Raw genomic sequence first — 18,187 nt, forward strand, 5'->3', positions numbered from 1 at the left:
TGATGATTACTTCAATGGTCGATTACAAGAAATTCAGTTTAGACAGGAACGCACTCTTATAGGAGTTACCGATTGGAATGGCTTTTTGTGGCATTACAATCGACATATCCTCAATGCTGTCAATCTTGGTGAGGTTGACAATGTAGGACCTGTGCACTCGTGTAAACATATCGGAAGGGAGCTTCTGCTCAAGTCCTTTCATGGTAGAGTGAATGATATATTTCTTGCTTTCCATATTGATAATCACATAGTCGGAAAGAGCTTCTATAAAGTATATATCAGACAGTTTGATACGGACAATACGGTTGTCAGCTTTGACATAAATGTTGTCGTCATTGCCTTGTGTGTCCAGAATATCCTTTTGCAGGTTATTTTGTGCTTTTTCCACCGCTTTCATAAAGCGAGGGTAATTGATGGGTTTGATCAGGTAATCAGTCAAACTGTATTCGTAAGCTTCAGCACCAAAATCTTTTCTGCCTGTAATCAGGATTACTTGTGGCAGGCTATCCAAGGATTGAACCAGTTCAATACCGGTCATTTCAGGCATTTCTATATCCAAGAAAATGATGTCAATGGCTTCTTCTTTCATGATTTTGAAAGCCTCTACCGCATTGTCACATTCCGCAATCAGTTTCAATGAAGGGGTTCTTTCCACGAAATCTCTGACAATCATTCTCGATACTTCTTCGTCGTCAACGATAATGCAGTTCATGATTTATTTTGTTTAGTTGATATTGGTATTGCCTATGGTTTAAGGCTTTGTCACGTAACTCAGGTTTGTTGGCCTTAACGCCTGATGAATGTTACCAATACCTTCGATTTAATTGTAATTGGTTTCAAGCTAAACGTACCGTTTGGGGCTTGAGAAATATGTACAAAAATAAAAATGATTTGAAGTATAAAAAGGATTCATTACTCATACAAATAAAATCCTGTTTTAATACCTCAAATCACTTTTGGTATGTTTATGATGTTGAGTGTTATTTCTTCATTCTCTCCATCATCTTTTGCATGTATTTACCTAGAATGTCAAACTCCAGATTGACAGTAGTCCCTACTTCAATTTGCTTGAAGTTGGTGTGTTCATAAGTGTATGGGATAATAGCGACGCTGAACTGTCCTTCAGTATCATCTACCACTGTAAGGCTGGTGCCGTTGATTGTGATAGACCCTTTTTCAACCGTGAAGTTTCCTTTGTTGGGGTCGTACTCAAAAGTAAACCTATAGCTTCCCTGTTCGTCTGCTTTTGCGATACAAGTACCAATCTGGTCAACATGTCCTTGTACAATATGGCCATCAAAGCGACCATGAGCAGGCATACAACGCTCAAGGTTGACAAGGCTTCCTTTTTCTAGTTTGCCAAGGTTGGTTTTCTGAAGCGTTTCATAGATGGCTACTACCTGATGCTCGTCCCCTTCGATTTTAGTGACTGTTAGACAAACACCGTTGTGTGCCAAGCTTTGGTCAATTTTCAGTTCGTGCGAAATAGCTGATTTGACGGTGAAAGTGATGTTCTCTCTGTCTTTTTCAATGTTGACAATTTCGCCTAATGCTTCTATGATTCCAGTAAACATAGTGGTTCAGGTTTAATTCTTTTTAGAGAAAAGAGGTGATAAGAGGAAATTGTTTTCAGGAATGAATACAAAGCCTCTGATATCTTATTCTAAAAGAAAAAGGATTGAGCATTCAAGCTCAACCCTTTTGAAATATTGTTAGACCAATTCTTTGGCTTTCGCAACAACTGCGTCGAGTCCGCTGATGTCACTACCACCTGCAGTAGCGAAGAATGGCTGGCCGCCACCACCGCCTCTGATTTCCTTGGCTAGTTCTTTTACAATCTTACCAGCATGAAGGTCTTTAGATTTTACCAGTTCCTCATCAATCATCACGGCAATCTGAGGTTTGCCTTCGATATCTGCTGCAAGTACCAAGAACATGTTGTCCACAACTGCTTTCAGGTCGTAAGCCAATTGTTTTAACAGTTGTGCATTAGGTACCTCTACTTTTTGAGCAATAAAGTTGAAGCCGTCTTTTACTTCTGCACTTTTGGCAATCTCAGCTTTTACTGACTGAAGTTCTTTATTACGTAGCTTCTCTACTTCTTTACTCAAGGCAGCCTTTTCATCTGACATATCCGAAACAGACTTAACAAGGTCTTTCGGGTTTTTCAGTAGCGCCTTGATTTCAGCAAGTAGGTTTAGTTGCTCATTTACATAAGCCTCTGCCGCATCAGCTGTAATTGCTTCGATACGTCTTACACCAGCTGCTACAGAAGTTTCAGTAACTATCTTGAATAGACCGATTTTGCCTGTAGCAGGAACGTGTGTACCACCACAAAGTTCAATAGAGTAATCCTTGTCGAATGTAATTACACGAACGCTGTCACCGTATTTCTCTCCGAACAGAGCTGTAGCACCCATTGCTTTCGCTTCTTCAATAGGCGTATTGCGTTGCTCGTTCAGTTGGATGTTTTCACGGATCTTTTCATTCACTCTTTTTTCGATTGCAGCAATTTCTTCCTCTGTCACTTTTTGGAAGTGAGAGAAGTCGAAACGAAGTACCTTGTCGTTTACCAATGAACCCTTTTGGGCTACATGGTCACCCAATACCTCTTTCAAAGCAGCATGTAGCAAGTGAGTTGCAGAGTGATTGTTTTCAGTCAGCCTTCTAGCATCTTCATTCACTTGGCAGAACACTTCGCTTTCCAAGTCAGAAGGTAGCTTGTTGGCATAATGAATAATCAGGTCATTTTCCTTTTTCGTATCGAAAATGGCAACTTTTTCATCACCTGAAATCAGGATACCTTTATCACCAACTTGTCCACCACCTTCAGGGTAGAATGGCGTGTTGTCCAATACCAGTTGGAAAATCGTCTTTTTCTTTTCAGTTACCTCACGGTATCTCAAAATTTGAGCGGATGCCGTAGTTGAATCGTACCCTACAAAGTTTACTTCATCGCCAGGGTGCACTACAGTCCAGTCACTTTTCTCAGAAACAGCCGCTGCTCTTGAACGGTTTTTCTGTTCTGTCATCGCTTCATTAAAGCCTTTTTCGTCTACACTAAAATCGTTTTCACGCGCAATCAGTGAAGTCAGGTCAAATGGAAAGCCATAAGTATCGTAAAGTTCAAAAGCTTCTTTACCTGGGATTACTTTTGACGATTGGTTGCTCTCCATCAAATCATTCAGGATACGCAGACCTTTGTCAAGTGTTCTAAGGAAAGCAGCTTCTTCTTGCTTGATTACCTTTTCAATTAGGTCTTGCTGTGCTACAACCTCAGGGAAAACTTCCTTGAACTGGTCAGCAAGAATGTCCACAAGTTGGTACATAAATGGCTCCTCAAAACCAAGGAAAGTGTAACCATAACGTACAGCTCTTCTCAGGATACGTCTGATCACATAGCCAGCTTTGTTGTTGGATGGTAACTGTCCGTCCGCAATCGCAAACGTGATTGCTCTGATGTGGTCAGCAATTACACGGATAGCAATATCCGTTTTCTCATCCTTACCGTATTCTTTTCCTGCTTTCTTCGCTAGGAACTGAATCATTGGTTGGAATACGTCTGTATCGTAGTTGGATTTCTTACCCTGAATCGCCATTGCCAGACGTTCAAAGCCCATACCTGTATCCACGTGTTTGGCAGGAAGTGGCTCAAGTGAACCGTCTGCCTTTCTGTTGAATTGCATGAATACAAGGTTCCAGATTTCCACTACCAATGGGTGGTCCTCATTTACTAGAGATTTACCTGAAACTTTTGATACTTCAGTTTCATCTCTTAAGTCGATGTGGATTTCTGAACAAGGTCCACACGGGCCCTGATCACCCATTTCCCAGAAATTATCTTTTTTGGATGCAAAAATGATTCTGTCTTCCTCGATATGTTTTTTCCAGAATTCAGCTGCTTCATTATCAGCCTCAAGCCCATCACTGCTGTCACCTTCAAATACAGTAACGTACATGCGGTCTTTAGGTAGGTCAAAACGTTTCGTAAGCAACTCCCACGCCCAGGCTATGGCCTCTTCTTTAAAGTAGTCACCAAATGACCAGTTACCCAGCATTTCAAACATGGTGTGGTGGTAGGTATCGATACCTACTTCCTCAAGGTCGTTGTGCTTACCAGATACTCGAAGACATTTTTGTGTATCTGCTACTCTAGTTGTTTCAGCTGTCTTGTTGCCTAGAAAATAGTCCTTAAACTGGTTCATCCCCGCATTTGTAAACATCAGTGTCGGGTCATTTTTCACTACCAGTGGTGCGGATGGCACAATCTCATGCTGTTTTTCCTGAAAAAAATCGAGGAAATTCTTCCTTATCGTTTTTGCATCCATCTTATTATCCAAATGTATCTTAATATTGGCTGTATTTCAGTCTATTTATCCTTTCTTATCTGTCGAAAAAACAGGTTCCTGCAAAGTTAATAGAAAAACGTTCTAGAGGAATAAGTTTGAAAAAATTCCGTTAGGTGTTTTATAGCACGGAGTTTGTAAAATCGCTAAGAAAAATGCATAAAAATCTATGAAAAAGTTCAATTATGTGATTTTTTCAAGAAAAATGCATACTTTTCAGCCCAATTATGTACGGGTGATTTTGTAATTTCCCCCGCTTTTTAGTTGCAATTGCATCCAAAAGCTAGAAAAAAGAACCGAATTTGAAGTTGTTATGGCTAAGATCAAATATTACTACGATACGGAAACGTGTCGTTATGAGCGAATCAGAACATCAAACTTCGATATTATTATCAATGGTATAGGAATACTTTTTTTATGTTCTGTATTCGGTTTCATCTTTTCGCTGGTATACGATAAGTATTTCCCATCAGCAGAAGAGGCAAGACTTCGTAAAGAAAATGATGAGTTGTTATACCAATATGAGTTGTTGGATGACGAAGTACAGGAAGCCAACCAAGTCTTGGCGATGCTGCAAGACAGAGACAATAACATCTATCGCGTTATTTTTGAAGCAGATCCAATCCCTTCTGAAGTAAGAACGGCGGGTGTTGGCGGTAGCCAAAAATATCAAGACCTTTTGGATAAGAAGTTATCCAGAGAGGATCTTATCACGTCTTCTTTTGAAAAGATAGATAACCTGAAGAGACAAATGTATATCCAGACGAAATCGTATGATGATATTACAGAGTTGGCTTTAAATAAGGCTGAAATGCTCTCTTCAATTCCTGCGATTCAGCCAGTTGATAACAAGAACCTCAAAAGGTTGGCTTCTGGTTTTGGTATGCGATTCCACCCGATTCTGAAAGTTAGAAAACTTCATACAGGTATTGACTTCTCAGCAGATAAAGGAACTCCAATTTACGCTACGGGTAATGGTAAAGTCACAATGGCCAAAAAGTCAAACAGTGGATATGGCTGGCAAATTGAGATAGACCATGGCTTTGGTTATGCAACCAAATATGCTCACATGTCAAAATTCCATGTTAAGAATGGAGAGAAGGTTGTGAGAGGTCAGTTAATCGGGGAAGTAGGAAATACGGGTAGATCTACTGCACCGCACCTTCATTATGAAGTAGTTTATAAAGGAAAGAAAGTAAATCCTATCAAATACTTCACAAAAGACATTACGCCTGACCAGTACTCCAAACTTTTGGAGCAAGCATCAGTAGAAAACCAATCACTTGGTTACTAAAAAGTATCTTTAGCCATAGTATATATTGTAAATAGCCGTAAGCTGCAAATCAGTAGTTTACGGCTTTTTTGTGTCTAATCATGAAATGATAATCACGGATATCAGTGCTTTTAAGATAAAACCTATTCAATTAGTGTATTTTATACACAACTTTTTGAAATAAACCGTGTGCATATATCAAACAAATTTATAGTTTTGCGGCAACAAAGGGGAGTAATGTCTTATGTATCATTACTACTGACAGACTTCTACAAATGGCGGTGTTGCGTTGTGACAGGCCAATCATAGCAATGACGTTTTCAATTATTAAACATTTGTAACCATGATTATTGGTGTTCCTAAAGAAATTAAGAACAATGAAAACCGTGTGGCACTGACTCCAGCAGGTGCACAAGAACTGGTAAAAAGAGGACATACTGTCTATGTACAATCTACTGCGGGTAAAGGCAGTGGTTTTCCGGATGAGGAATACGTTGCAGCAGGTGCTAAGATCCTTTCTTCAATTGAAGAAACGTATGCTATTGCTGAAATGATCATGAAGGTGAAAGAGCCTATTGAGCCTGAGTATGAGTTGATCAAAGAAGATCAGTTGCTATTCACTTACTTCCACTTTGCATCATATGAGCCACTAACAAAGGCAATGATTGATCGTAAGGCGGTTTGCTTGGCTTATGAAACTGTTGAGAAAGCTGACAGAAGCTTGCCTCTATTGGTTCCTATGTCTGAGGTAGCTGGTAGAATGGCTACTAACCAAGGTGCTAAATTCTTGGAGAAACCTATGGGAGGTCGTGGTATCTTGATGGGTGGCGTTCCAGGTGTTAAGCCTGCAAAAGTTTTGGTAATTGGTGGTGGTATCGTAGGTACCCAGGCTGCTAAGATGGCAGCAGGACTTGGTGCTGATGTTACGATCATGGATATCAGCTTGCCTAGATTGAGAGAACTTGATGATATCATGCCTGCAAATGTTAAGACTCTGATGTCTTCGGAGTACAACATCAGAGCAGAAATTAAAGAAGCTGATTTGGTGATTGGTGCGGTACTGATCCCTGGAGCTAAAGCGCCTCACTTGATTACAAGAGAGATGCTGAAAGATATGAAAGAAAGTGCAGTGCTTGTTGACGTTGCTGTTGACCAAGGAGGTTGTTTTGAAACAACAAAACCAACAACACATGCTGAGCCAGTATATGAAGTAGACGGTATCCTGCATTACTGTGTAGCAAACATGCCAGGTGCAGTTCCTTACACTTCAACTCTTGCTTTGACTAACGCTACATTGCCATACGCAATTGAGCTAGCAGGAAAAGGCTGGGAGCAGGCTTGTAAAGATAATGCAGAGCTTAAAAAAGGTCTTAATATCATCAAAGGTGATGTTGTTTACAAGGCTGTTGCAGACGCATTTGACTTGGAGTACAAGCCATTGGAGCTGTAATCTATAAGACAAGTTATATATAAGCGGGAGCCATCAGGTTCCCGCTTTTTTATCTGGATGATTCGACAGTTATACGTGTCTTGTAAATTCCATTCAGGTCACAATCCTTAATGTCTAGTGGTAGAGTACCACTGCCTACATACCGAAAATGCTTTTTACGCCATGAGCCATCCTGTTTCTGCATGAAAATAGTGATAGAAACAGCTTCACCGTTTGGAGTGAATACCTGTCCTTCCTGAAAACATATTCCATCCTGCTCACTAGTACAATCCTTTATTTTTGTTTGTTTGGAAATTCGGAACTTTGGATGGTTTCCCAATTGCTTATGCTTTTCTTTGATATCCTGCAATGAAGGAACAGACATACTTAATACGTTGGTGTATTTAGCATAAGCATAATAGTTTCCGGTAAAATTACAGGAGGAGAGGTTGAGTTGTATAAAACCTGAGCCTTTGTGTTTAAAGTGCTTTTTTGTCCAGGTGTTATCATAGTTCTGAAGGTATAGCGTAATTTCTACTTCAGTGTCAGGCATGTCAGCTTTCACAAAACCTTCTTTGTAATTGACGCCACCACTTGGACAATAGTCAGCTTTTTTGATAGTGGTAATGGCAAATTTGGGTTTTTCTTGTGCGTAAAGTGAAAGTGAGTGCGTAGCTATTGTTCCTGTTAGTGTCAATAACAGGAAAACAACTGTTTTTCTCATGTTTTTAGCTATTTCTTGGGTTTAAAGGCTATATAGCCTCTTTAGTTGTTTGAAGTTAAAGAAAAAAAATAACTCTAGAGGAGTTAGTATGAAAGCAGATAGAGAAATGTACATTGTTTCCCTATCTGCTCTATTGTGGTATGATTAATTTACTTCTGCACTTAATGCTTCTTCCAGTTTCAATAAAGAGGCTTTCAGGATTTCTGAAAACTCAAGAACTTCACTGAAGGTGTTGTATAGTGGTACAGGAGCAATTCTGATAACGTCAGGTTCTCTCCAGTCGCAAATGACACCTGCTTCTGATATCATCTCAAAAACTTTTCTGCCATGCTGCCCAAATACCAATGAAAGTTGACAACCTCTTTGGTTTACATCGGTTGGAGTAATGATTGAAATATCAGTTTTTACTTCTGTGTTGATTTTGTTGACCAAAAATTCGAGATAGTTGGTCATCTCAATACTTTTGGCTCTCAAATTATCTATACCGGCTTTGTCAAAAATTTGGAGGGAAGCCCAATGAGCTGCCATCAGTAGGATTGGATAGTTACTTAATTGCCATCCTTCTGCACCATATACAGGCTTGAACCCTTTTTCCATCAAGAATCGCTCTTCTTTGTCATGTCCCCACCAACCTGCAAACCTTGGAAGGTCTGGATTGTTGGCAAATCTTTCGTGGATAAATGCTCCTGAAATACCTCCAGGGCTTGAGTTCATGTACTTGTAAGTACACCAAACAGCAAAGTCAACGTCCCAATCATGGAGTTTTACAGGTACATTGCCTGCAATGTGAGCAAGGTCAAAACCGACATAAATACCCGCTTTATGACCTACTTCCGCAATAGCTGCCATATCATAAACCTGCCCTGTATAATAGTTTATACCTCCCATCATGATCAGAGCAAGCTCATCTTTATGTGTATTGATAGCTTCGATGATATCCTCAGTGCGAAGTAATTTTTCACCATCTCTAGGACTTAACTCTATAATTGATTCTTCAGGATCATATCCATGAAACTTTACCTGAGACTCGACAGCATACTGATCTGAAGGAAACGCCCCTGCTTCCATCATGATTTTATGTTTTCCAGGCCTTGGCTGATAGAACGTAACCATCATTAGGTGCAGGTTGACCGTCAAGGTATTCATGATAGCAACCTCATGAGGTTTGGCTCCTACTACTGGAGCAGCCTTTTCAGCCATCTTATCATGAAAGCTATACCATGGCGTGTCTCCATAGAAGTGTCCGTCAACACCAAGTTTACGCCAGTTTTCCATCTGGAGGGCTATTTCTGTCTCAACACTTTTTGGCTGAGCGCCAAGGGAGTTGCCACAAAAATAAATGGAAGGTTTTCCATTTGATAGTGGGATATGAAACTCATCTCTGAATTCCGATAACTTATCTTGCTGGTCCATTTGCTGAGCAAATGCTTTTGTTGGTTGGTAGTTCATAGAATGTTTGCGTTTTAACTTATGATATTTTATTGGTCAATTGAATGTCAGGCAGGTGTAATACGTCCTGTGCCATTGACGAATGAATTGGTCGATTGTTTGGCTTAAAGAGCCGAAGCTGAAAGATAATAGATATGATTAACTTTTCTTTACTAAAAAACGCTCAAATGGCGAATGGTATTATTTTTATATATACCAACAACACAGTGAATTATTATTGAGATTGTATTTGATTTTTATAATAAAAGATAAAAAAGTGAATATTATTTTTGTTTTTATTAACAAAACGATTGTAAATTTGCTTCAGTAAGAACAACAAAAAAGATCCTTTTAGGACCTTTAAAAGAGATACATCATTTCTCATTTTTACTTTCTATACACTATATGATTATTCTGCTGTTGTACTAAAGTATTTGACAGCATCAAGATATACTGCTTTCACATTTTTCATTTTACAGTATGCTACTTAATCAGTAACTAAGCGTGTTATCTACTACTATGTTATAAGGTGATACTTTACTGATCTTAAGTGTTTTTTTTACAGAAACCTGATTTTAGTTTATTAACTCATCAACATCGTTGATTAAATGTTTCAATATTCAACAGGGCGAAACATTTTAACTTTTTACCCTCTCAGGAAAATCACCTGAGAGGGATTTTTTTGTATAAAAACTATTCGTTCAATACGATAAACTCAACACGCCTGTTGAGTTGTCGTCCTTCTGAAGTATCATTCGTAGCGATTGGTCTGCTTTCTCCAAAACCTGAAACAATAAGGTGCTGTTCTTCACATCCTTTGTCAACAAGGTAATTTTTGACGGCTGCAGCTCTTCGTTCAGATAGGTCCAAGTTGAAGTCATCCTCGGCAACATTATCTGTATGGCCAACGATCTTGATGCGTAGAGAAGGGTGTGCCTTGATATAATTGGCTAGCCTGTTGAGGTCAATGAAAGAATCAGGCCTGATAACGTCTGAATCCGTATCGAAATGGAGCGTTTTGAGGACGAGAGGTGTCTTGTCCTTATCAGAAGGCTTAAGAGACGTTAGCTGTAGCTTATTTCGCTTAAGGATAAGAGGATTTCTGGTTACAGTCAGGTTGATGTCAACACCACTGCTGAAGTACCAGTCTTTTTCAGGATAATAGAAATAGTCTTTACCAGGTTCTAGCATCAGTAGGAAAGTTCCGTCGCTATTGGTAGGGATCTTTTTAACGTTAAGGGTATCCTCTGGATCAATTAAGTGAATATTGGTTCTTATAGGAATGCCTTTGTTATCTGTGATTTTACCAGGAACAAATACAATTGGAGCAGGGCGCTTCTCTTTTGGAATACTGACCTCATAAATATCTTCTTTGCCAAAACTGTCGTGTTGCCCTGCAGATACAACCAATGCAGACTCACCTGTAGGAGTGAGGTAAAAGGCATCATTACCTGTGCTGTTAATACTCTTTCCTAAATTAATTGGCTCACTCCAAGCTGTCCAAGAATTAGGGTCTAAGCGTTTGGACATGTAAATGTCATATCCTCCTAATCCGTAATGTCCATCAGAGCAAAAATAGAGGGTTTGCATATCAGGATGTAGGTATGGGTTCTTTTCTGCAAAAGGTGTATTGATTACCTCTCCAAGGTTGATAGGAGTGCCCCAAGTCCCGTCAGCTTTTTTGACAGATACATAAATATCCAGATTGAACTCACCGGAGCCGTGGTAATATAGCTTATCAGAAGGGTAGTTGGGATTGTGCCCACCTACAGCACCTGGACGATCTGAACAGAAGAATAAAGCTTGACCATCAGCAGTCATGCTCAAGCCAGCTTCGTAGTGTGGTGTGTTGATCGGATTGGTGAACACATTCAAGCCTCCCCAATTATCTGAAGAATCTTTTTGAGCGTAGTAGAAATCACCTTTCCCAAGCTGCTTTTCGGTTCCATTTACATAAGAAAAGCGAGGAAGGTTACTATAGTTACCATAAAGTAACAAGGTTTGCTTGTCAGTGGTGACACCAAGCGGGATTTCATGTGATTTGGAATTTATATTATGGGATAATGGCTTTGCTGCGCTCCATGATCCGTCTTCATTTTTTTGTGAATAGAAAACGTCTTCCCCTGTATCGGCTGTTTTACGAGCGAAGAAAAGTTCTTCTCCATCCAATGTGATGACAGGTTGAAAATCCTTGGCAATACTGTTGATAGATGCACCAAGGTTTTTCAGTACATGTGGTTGATCTTGCTCCATCAGGAGTTGTATGGTTTTACTGAAGAGTTTTTTCTTTTTAGGGAAGAGTGGTTGGTATGTGTGAAATGTTTTTGCAGCTGACTTATAGTCCTTGTTATCAATATCTTTTTTGGCTTTGCGCTGAACCGCAATGTAAGCTATGTCAGCAGGAGCAAGTGTGCGAATAAAGCGATCGTAAAGAGCGTCATTTGTCCCATCGCACCCATTGTAATGAATATTCAGTTTACACAATACCTCCAAAATGCTGTATCCCTCTTTTTCGGCAAAAGTCTTCAGTTTTTGATAGGAGGTAGAGCGGCTTTTGAAGCGTGCGTCAAATTCATATTCAGCTGTATAAAATTCAGGGACAATATGTTGAAGCTCATCAGGGGTATAAAGCGCTATTATGTCTTTGCAGTATTTCTCGTATAGCTGTCCATCACGTTCCCCATATTGCCTGAGTGATTTGATTTGGGTGTATTCTTCCAGAATTTCTTTTCTGAGTAGTTGGACTCTTTTGTAGTACGGAGAGTTAGGGTAATCCACCAAGTAATCACCACACTGGCGTATAAGTTCTTCCCGAAGTCCCATGACCCTTTCGGCATCTGTTGTTCGGTTATAAATACCTGTACTGTACAGTTGGGCAGTGTTTCTGCGGTAGGGAGCATTATAGATCAAAAAATAAGCTTCCTTTTCAATTCGAGAGGAGAGGTAGCCGGTCACTTCCGTGTCAGAGGAAGAAATACTTTGCCTTACAGTCGCCTTATCCTGATCAGAGAGATCCGCATACATTTTGGCCGCCACTTTACTTAGCGTGAATGCTTCTGAGAGCATATCAAAATATGGCTGGAAGTCTTTGAAGCGAACCTCATAAGCTTCGATAGATTTCAGGTTTTGTTCCTTTTCGTAAAGTGTCTTGGCTAATGCATAACAGGCAATAGTACTGGAAGTGTCAGTAGCCATTGCTTTACGAAGGCTTTGTTCAGCTATTTCAAATTTCTTGTTGAAAAGTGCTTCTATCGCTGCTTTTTCCTGCTTGGTTTGGGCATGAGAAATATGTGAGACTAAAATAGTCCCGAAAATGGAAAGCAAAAGCGATGCAAAGCAAATTTTCCGATCTCTACAAAACATGTATAATAGTGGTTTTAGCTGTGTATGAAGTTGTTGTAATTAGCAGCATTCATTAAATTATAATTTGAATACAATTTATCTTGGTGGTGATTTGTTGAATACTTATACTTACATTAAATCATACAAATTACAAATACCTTTTATTAACAAAAATAATAATCCTGCTCGTAGTTTTTTTATTCTAATTTAAATGATGACTATTCAGAAACTATTCAAGACACTGCTTGTACTTTTTGGTGCCTTATGGCTGACAGCGTGCTCAACGCTGAATTCCAACCAAGCTCGTGTAACCTACAGAAATTTTGATGAAGAAATTGACCTGAAACAGAATCTTACTTTCATGTTTGACAGGGAGGTCGCTGAACCGGTCTATATCGGAGATTGGCTAGATGACGAACTGATCAAATTTGAGCCTGCAGTAGTGGGTAAATTCCGTTGGAAATCGGGTAAGGAACTTGAGTTCTCTCCTGAGCAAGGGTTTATGCCTAGTACAGATTATAAGGCCGAGTTTACAGAGGCTTTTTTCAAGCAGGCAGCTGGTACTAAGATTGAAAAGGAAAGCAGCCGCTTTGCATTTCACACACCATACCTAACACTTCAAAATACGGATATTTTTTGGACTATGGGGCAACAAGGTGAGCCTGAAGTTCGAATGAATCTGAATTTTAACTATAAAGTTTCACCGCAGGAACTGGATAAGCTTCTGAAAGTGAAAACAAGTGACAAAGAAGCTCCCTATAAGCTGAATACTACGGCTGACGGACAAACGATTCAAATAGCCTTGGTTGGTTCTGGAAAGATGGAGAAGCAGCCGCTTAAGGTTGAAATTGCCAAGGGCTTGGGTACAACTGAAAGTGCCTATAAAGCGGATGATATACTTTTTGAATCAGAAGTGCCTTCCAGAGAAAAGTTTAAGGTGCTGAGAGCTGAGTCAGAATACCACCAAGGACAGTATATCGTGCATATTCATACCAATCAAGGGGTAGGAGTCGAAGAGGTGAAGCCATTTGTGAAGGTAGTTCCTAAGTTACCTTTTGAAATTGAAAAGCTGGATTATGGCTTTTTGGTCAAAGGTAATTTTGAAATGGGCAAGGAGTACAAGCTTGTGGTTGATAAAGGCCTTAAAGGTGTATTTCAAGATAAGCTTGGGACGGACTTCACTCAGGATGTCATGTTTGGAAATGTAGATCCCTCTATCGGGTTTGGAGATAGCAAGGCGATTTACCTGAATAAAAAAGGAGTACGACAGGTAGGCGTTAAGATTGTCAATGTAAAAGAAATTGAAGTTGCTGTCCATAAGATTTATAAAAACAACCTGTTGGCTTACCTGAGAGATAACGGGCATTTGGGTAGCTATTACGATGAGAACTACTACTATACTGATTTTGGTAAGTATGGAGATGAGATATTCAATGAAACCATCGAAACCAAAGCTTTAAAGGAAGCGGAGGGACAATATTTGATTGACTTGAATATTCCTGATAGCAAACCCTTTGAAGGAGTTTATGTATTGACAGTGAGAAGTACAGATCAGCGCTATTTGAAAGCTCGTAAGCTGGTTGCCGTTTCTGATATTGGGCTTATTGCTAAAAGAGGAGGTAATTCAATTACGGTTTTTGCTAACTCTGTAATGACTACGGAGCCTTTGGCAGATGTGGAAGTCACATTGGTAAGTACCAACAATCAGGAAGTCTATACACTGAAAACGAATGCTTCTGGTGTAGCACAGTTTAAGGATCTGAAGTCTACGGTACCGGGTTTTGATGTGAATATGTTATTGGCTAAAAAAGGCAATGACTTTAACTATATGCACTTCAGACAGACTGAGGTTGAGAAATATCGCTATGAGGTTGGTGGTATGCGTAGCAATGTGACAGGGCTAATGGCTTACCTGTATGGTGATAGAAACTTGTACCGTCCTGGTGAGACGATTCACCTGAAGACAGTAGTTAGGGACAGTCAATGGAAAGCGGTACAGGACTTACCAATCAAGTTGAAAGTGCTGATGCCTGATGGTAATGAGTTTGTTTCCGAGAAGGCTGAGCTGAATAAGCAGGGTACGTATGAGACAGATGTAAAACTACCAGCTTCTACGATTACAGGTACATATAGCGTAGAGTTACATACAGCGAATGATGTGCTTTTAAGTAGCTATAAGGTTAGTGTAGAAGAGTTTATGCCTGACCGAATTAAGGTCAATGTAAATACAGATAAGGAATCGCTGAAAACAGAAGAAGCGTTAGTGCTGAAAGCACAAGCTTTGAATTTGTTTGGACCACCTGCTGCAGGAAGAAATTATGAAGTGGAAATGCAACTCAGTAAGCAGTATTTTTCTCCTAAAGACCTGCGTGAATATGATTTCTCTTTGAAAGGAATGGATAACCTTCGCTTTGAAAAGGAATATCGTGAAGGTCAGACCGACAATGAAGGTAACCTTGAAGAGCAGTTTGCAATCGCTAAGAACTTTAAGAATAAAGGTCTATTAGAAGGGAAAATATATACCACTGTTTTTGATGAAACGGGAAGACCTGTTAACAGGATCACTCGCTTCGAGGTGGTTACACAGGATGTGTTTGTTGGTATCAAGAACACAGACAGGTACATCAAAGCTAGAAGCCAAATGCAAGTACCTCTTGTGGCGGTCAACCATACAGGGAAAGTGTATAAGTCAGCCAAAGCAAGATTGAAATTAATCAAGTACGATTGGCAATCTGTATTGGAGCGAAACAACTATGGCAGGTACCGCTATGTATCCAATAAGAAGGAAAGAGTAATTGCAGATAAGCAGATCTCACTGAATGGCTCAGGTTCTTCATATTCATTTGTGCCACAAGAGTCAGGAGAATATGAGCTGAGAGTCTATGCAGAAGGTTCGGATACCTATGTAAGTAGAGAATTTTATGCTTACGGATGGGGTAGTACTACCAACTCTTCATTTGAAGTAGATAAGGAAGGGCGTATTTCAATGGAACTGGATAAGGAGAACTATGAAATTGGTGAAACTGCTAATGTCTTGTTCAAAGCACCATTCTCTGGGAAACTGCTGGTAACAGTTGAGCGTGAAGAAGTCTTGGATCATTTTGTCATTGATACAGAAAAGAAATCGGCAACGCTGCAACTCCCAATCAAAGAAAGCTATTTGCCAAATGCATATATCTCTGCAACATTGATTAAGCCATTAACCGATGATGCTATACCACTGACCGTAGCACATGGTATTGAGCCAATCAATGTGAAAAACTCGGAGAAGCAGATTCAGCTGACGGTAGAAGCTCCTGAAAAGTCACGCTCACGTAAGCAGCAGGAAATTACGATTAAATCTTCTTTGGAGGAATCAGATATTGAAGTAACGGTAGCGGTAGTGGATGAAGGTGTATTGCAGATCAAAAACTATCAGTCACCAGATCCTTTCAGTTATTTCTTCCAGAAAAGAGCGTTGGAAGTGAACTCTTATGATTTGTATCCAAAGCTATTCCCTGAACTGAAACCTCAAGCCGCAAGGTTTGGTGCAGGAGCCTTTGCGGATGAGATGGGAAAACGCGTGAACCCACTTTCAAACAAAAGGGTAAAACTGGTTTCTTTCTGGAGTGGAACGCTCAAGACAGACAGTGATGGAGAAGTAACATACAAGATAGATGTTCCGGAGTTTTCAGGAAGTCTTCGTGTAATGGCTGTAGCAGTAAAAGGAGATGCATTTGGTGCAGGTTCGGCCCATATTACAGTAGCAGACCCATTGGTAGTTAGTACGGCATTGCCAAGGTTTATGAGTCCTTCTGATAAGGTAAAGATGCCTGTCACGCTTACGAATACAACAGATAAGGCAATGAAGGTCGATGCTTCTTTTGAATTGGAGGGAGCATTGAAAAATGAAGGAGATAGTAAAGAAAGTGTTACCATACCTGCCAATAGTGAGAAGTTGATTAACTTTGAGTTGAGTGCTGCAAAAGCAATAGGGACAGGTAAGGTAAAGGTGATTGCTAAAACAAATGGCGAGAACTTTATCAGTGAAACAGACCTGACGGTAAGACCTTCCACATCATTGCTGAAGGCAAGTGGTGCAGGTGTTGTGGATGCAGGAAAGACAGCTAAGGTTGATTTGAAGCGAGATTATCTGGATACTTCCATCAAAGGAAAGCTGTTGGTAAGTAAATCACCTGTGGTTCAGTTTGCAGATAACCTTGATTATTTGCTTAGGTATCCATACGGATGTGTAGAGCAGACTGTGTCCGCAGTGTTCCCTCAACTTTATTTTGCAGACCTATCCAATGTGTTGGGGCAAGGAAGTGAGTCAACTAAAGCCAATGCCGATTATAATATAAAGGAAGCTATCAACAAGCTAAAGACAATGCAGCTTTACAGTGGTGGACTTTCTTATTGGCAAGGAGGCTCTTATGAGAGTTGGTGGGGGAGTGTTTACGCTGCCCATTTCTTGCAAGAGGCTTCTAAGGCAGGGTATCATGTGGATAAAAAATTATTGGACAAGCTCTATGCTTACCTGAAAGGAAGACTGAAGCAAAAGAGAACGCATAAGTATTATTACTATGTAAGTGGCTCACGATATGAGAGAGAGGTGGCTTCAAGAGAAGTGTTCTATTCTATGTATGTATTGGCAAATATGGGGTATCACGATCTAGCTACCATGAACTATTACAAGGCAAAACCTGAATTGTTGACAACAGATTCTAAATACCTGTTGGCTTCAACTTACCTTTTGTCAGGAGATATGAAAAGTTACCGAACTGTCTTGCCAGCTGCTTTTGGAAAGGAGAAAACGGAAAAAGAGTTTGGTGGTAGTTTCGCTTCATTTATCCGAGATAGGGCATTGGTGTTGAATGTAATGCTTGAGGCTGATCCAAATAATGCTCAGATAGGTTCATTGGCACGTGAGCTTACACAGGAAATGAAAAACAGCAAGTATCTTTCTACACAGGAAAGCGCTTTTGGAATGCTGGCACTAGGTAAATTTACCCGTAAAAATGAATCAAGTAATGTGACAGGGGTGGTAAGCGCTGATGGTAAAAAAGTAGATTCATTTAATGGAAATGACTTAGTAGCAAAAGAGGGAGTGTTGGGCAAGCAGGTTGAAATTAAGGCAGAAGGTGCTGGAAAACTTTATTACTTCTGGGAAATGGAAGGTCTGAGTACAACAGGAGAGTTTAAGGAGGGAGATAGCCAATTGAAAGTGAGAAGAAGTTTCCTTGATAGAAATGGTAACCAGATAAGTGCTGATGCCTTTAATCAAAATGACTTGATTGTAGTGAAGATTACTTTGGAAACTGATGGTAGAAATGTAGAGAATGTAGTAGTTACAGACATGTTGCCAGCAGGTTTTGAAGTGGAAAACCCAAGAATCAGTCAAGTACCTGGAATGGAGTGGGCAAAAGGAAGTGCGCCTGAGCATTCTGACTTTAGAGATGATCGAGTTAACTTCTTTACTACAGCCACAAGTAAGCCTAAGGATTACTACTATGTAGTAAGGGCTGTTTCCAAAGGTGAGTTTAGAATGGGACCAGTCAGTGCAGATGCCATGTACAATGGCGAGTACCACTCCTACCATGGAGCAGGTAAGGTAACTGTCCAATAAATTATAAAAATGATAGAATAAATATAAGATTCCGCTTCCC

The 18,187-nt window shown here is 40.0% G+C and carries 9 protein-coding genes; 3 read left to right on the plus strand and 6 right to left on the minus strand.

The genetic code is table 11. The annotated features are described in order from the left end of the window. Positions 1–22 precede the first annotated feature (22 nt). The 3 genes from V6R21_RS31960 to alaS form a co-directional block, all read right to left on the minus strand. On the minus strand, positions 23–712 hold the full coding sequence (locus V6R21_RS31960) for a LytR/AlgR family response regulator transcription factor (protein WP_334247537.1): 690 nt from the start codon (positions 710–712) through the stop codon (positions 23–25). Between the two features lie 268 nt (positions 713–980). Continuing rightward, positions 981–1,574, minus strand: coding sequence for a riboflavin synthase (locus V6R21_RS31965; RefSeq protein ID WP_334247538.1), 594 nt, complete (start codon positions 1,572–1,574; stop codon positions 981–983). Between the two features lie 138 nt (positions 1,575–1,712). Next, entirely contained in the window at positions 1,713–4,328 is a 2,616-nt protein-coding gene (gene alaS, locus V6R21_RS31970; protein ID WP_334247539.1) for an alanine--tRNA ligase, read from the minus strand. A gap of 331 nt (positions 4,329–4,659) precedes the next feature. Here alaS and V6R21_RS31975 point away from each other — a divergent pair, with 331 nt between their 5' ends. Together V6R21_RS31975 and ald are read left to right on the plus strand one after the other, a co-directional pair. Beyond that, positions 4,660–5,640 (plus strand): M23 family metallopeptidase, encoded by a 981-nt coding sequence (locus tag V6R21_RS31975; protein WP_334247540.1) that lies wholly within the window; start codon positions 4,660–4,662, stop codon positions 5,638–5,640. Positions 5,641–5,962: 322 nt separating this feature from the next. Beyond that, on the plus strand, positions 5,963–7,069 hold the full coding sequence (ald, locus tag V6R21_RS31980; RefSeq protein WP_334247541.1) for an alanine dehydrogenase: 1,107 nt from the start codon (positions 5,963–5,965) through the stop codon (positions 7,067–7,069). A gap of 49 nt (positions 7,070–7,118) precedes the next feature. On the opposite strand, the gene V6R21_RS31985 is transcribed toward ald, so the two are convergent. From V6R21_RS31985 to V6R21_RS31995, 3 genes are all read right to left on the minus strand, one after another. Then, a complete protein-coding gene (locus V6R21_RS31985; RefSeq protein ID WP_334247542.1) occupies positions 7,119–7,772 on the minus strand; it encodes a hypothetical protein in 654 nt (217 codons plus the stop codon). Positions 7,773–7,916: 144 nt separating this feature from the next. After that, entirely contained in the window at positions 7,917–9,221 is a 1,305-nt protein-coding gene (kynU, locus tag V6R21_RS31990; RefSeq protein WP_334247543.1) for a kynureninase, read from the minus strand. 672 nt (positions 9,222–9,893) lie between these two features. Continuing rightward, a complete protein-coding gene (locus V6R21_RS31995; protein WP_334247544.1) occupies positions 9,894–12,563 on the minus strand; it encodes an OmpA family protein in 2,670 nt (889 codons plus the stop codon). Positions 12,564–12,753: 190 nt separating this feature from the next. Between V6R21_RS31995 and V6R21_RS32000 the strand changes: the two genes are divergently transcribed. After that, a complete protein-coding gene (locus V6R21_RS32000) occupies positions 12,754–18,147 on the plus strand; it encodes an alpha-2-macroglobulin family protein (RefSeq protein WP_334247545.1) in 5,394 nt (1,797 codons plus the stop codon). Positions 18,148–18,187 lie beyond the last annotated feature (40 nt).

Origin of the sequence: Limibacter armeniacum, from assembly GCF_036880985.1 — a bacterium.
Taxonomy (GTDB): Bacteria; Bacteroidota; Bacteroidia; order Cytophagales; family Flammeovirgaceae; genus Limibacter; species Limibacter armeniacum.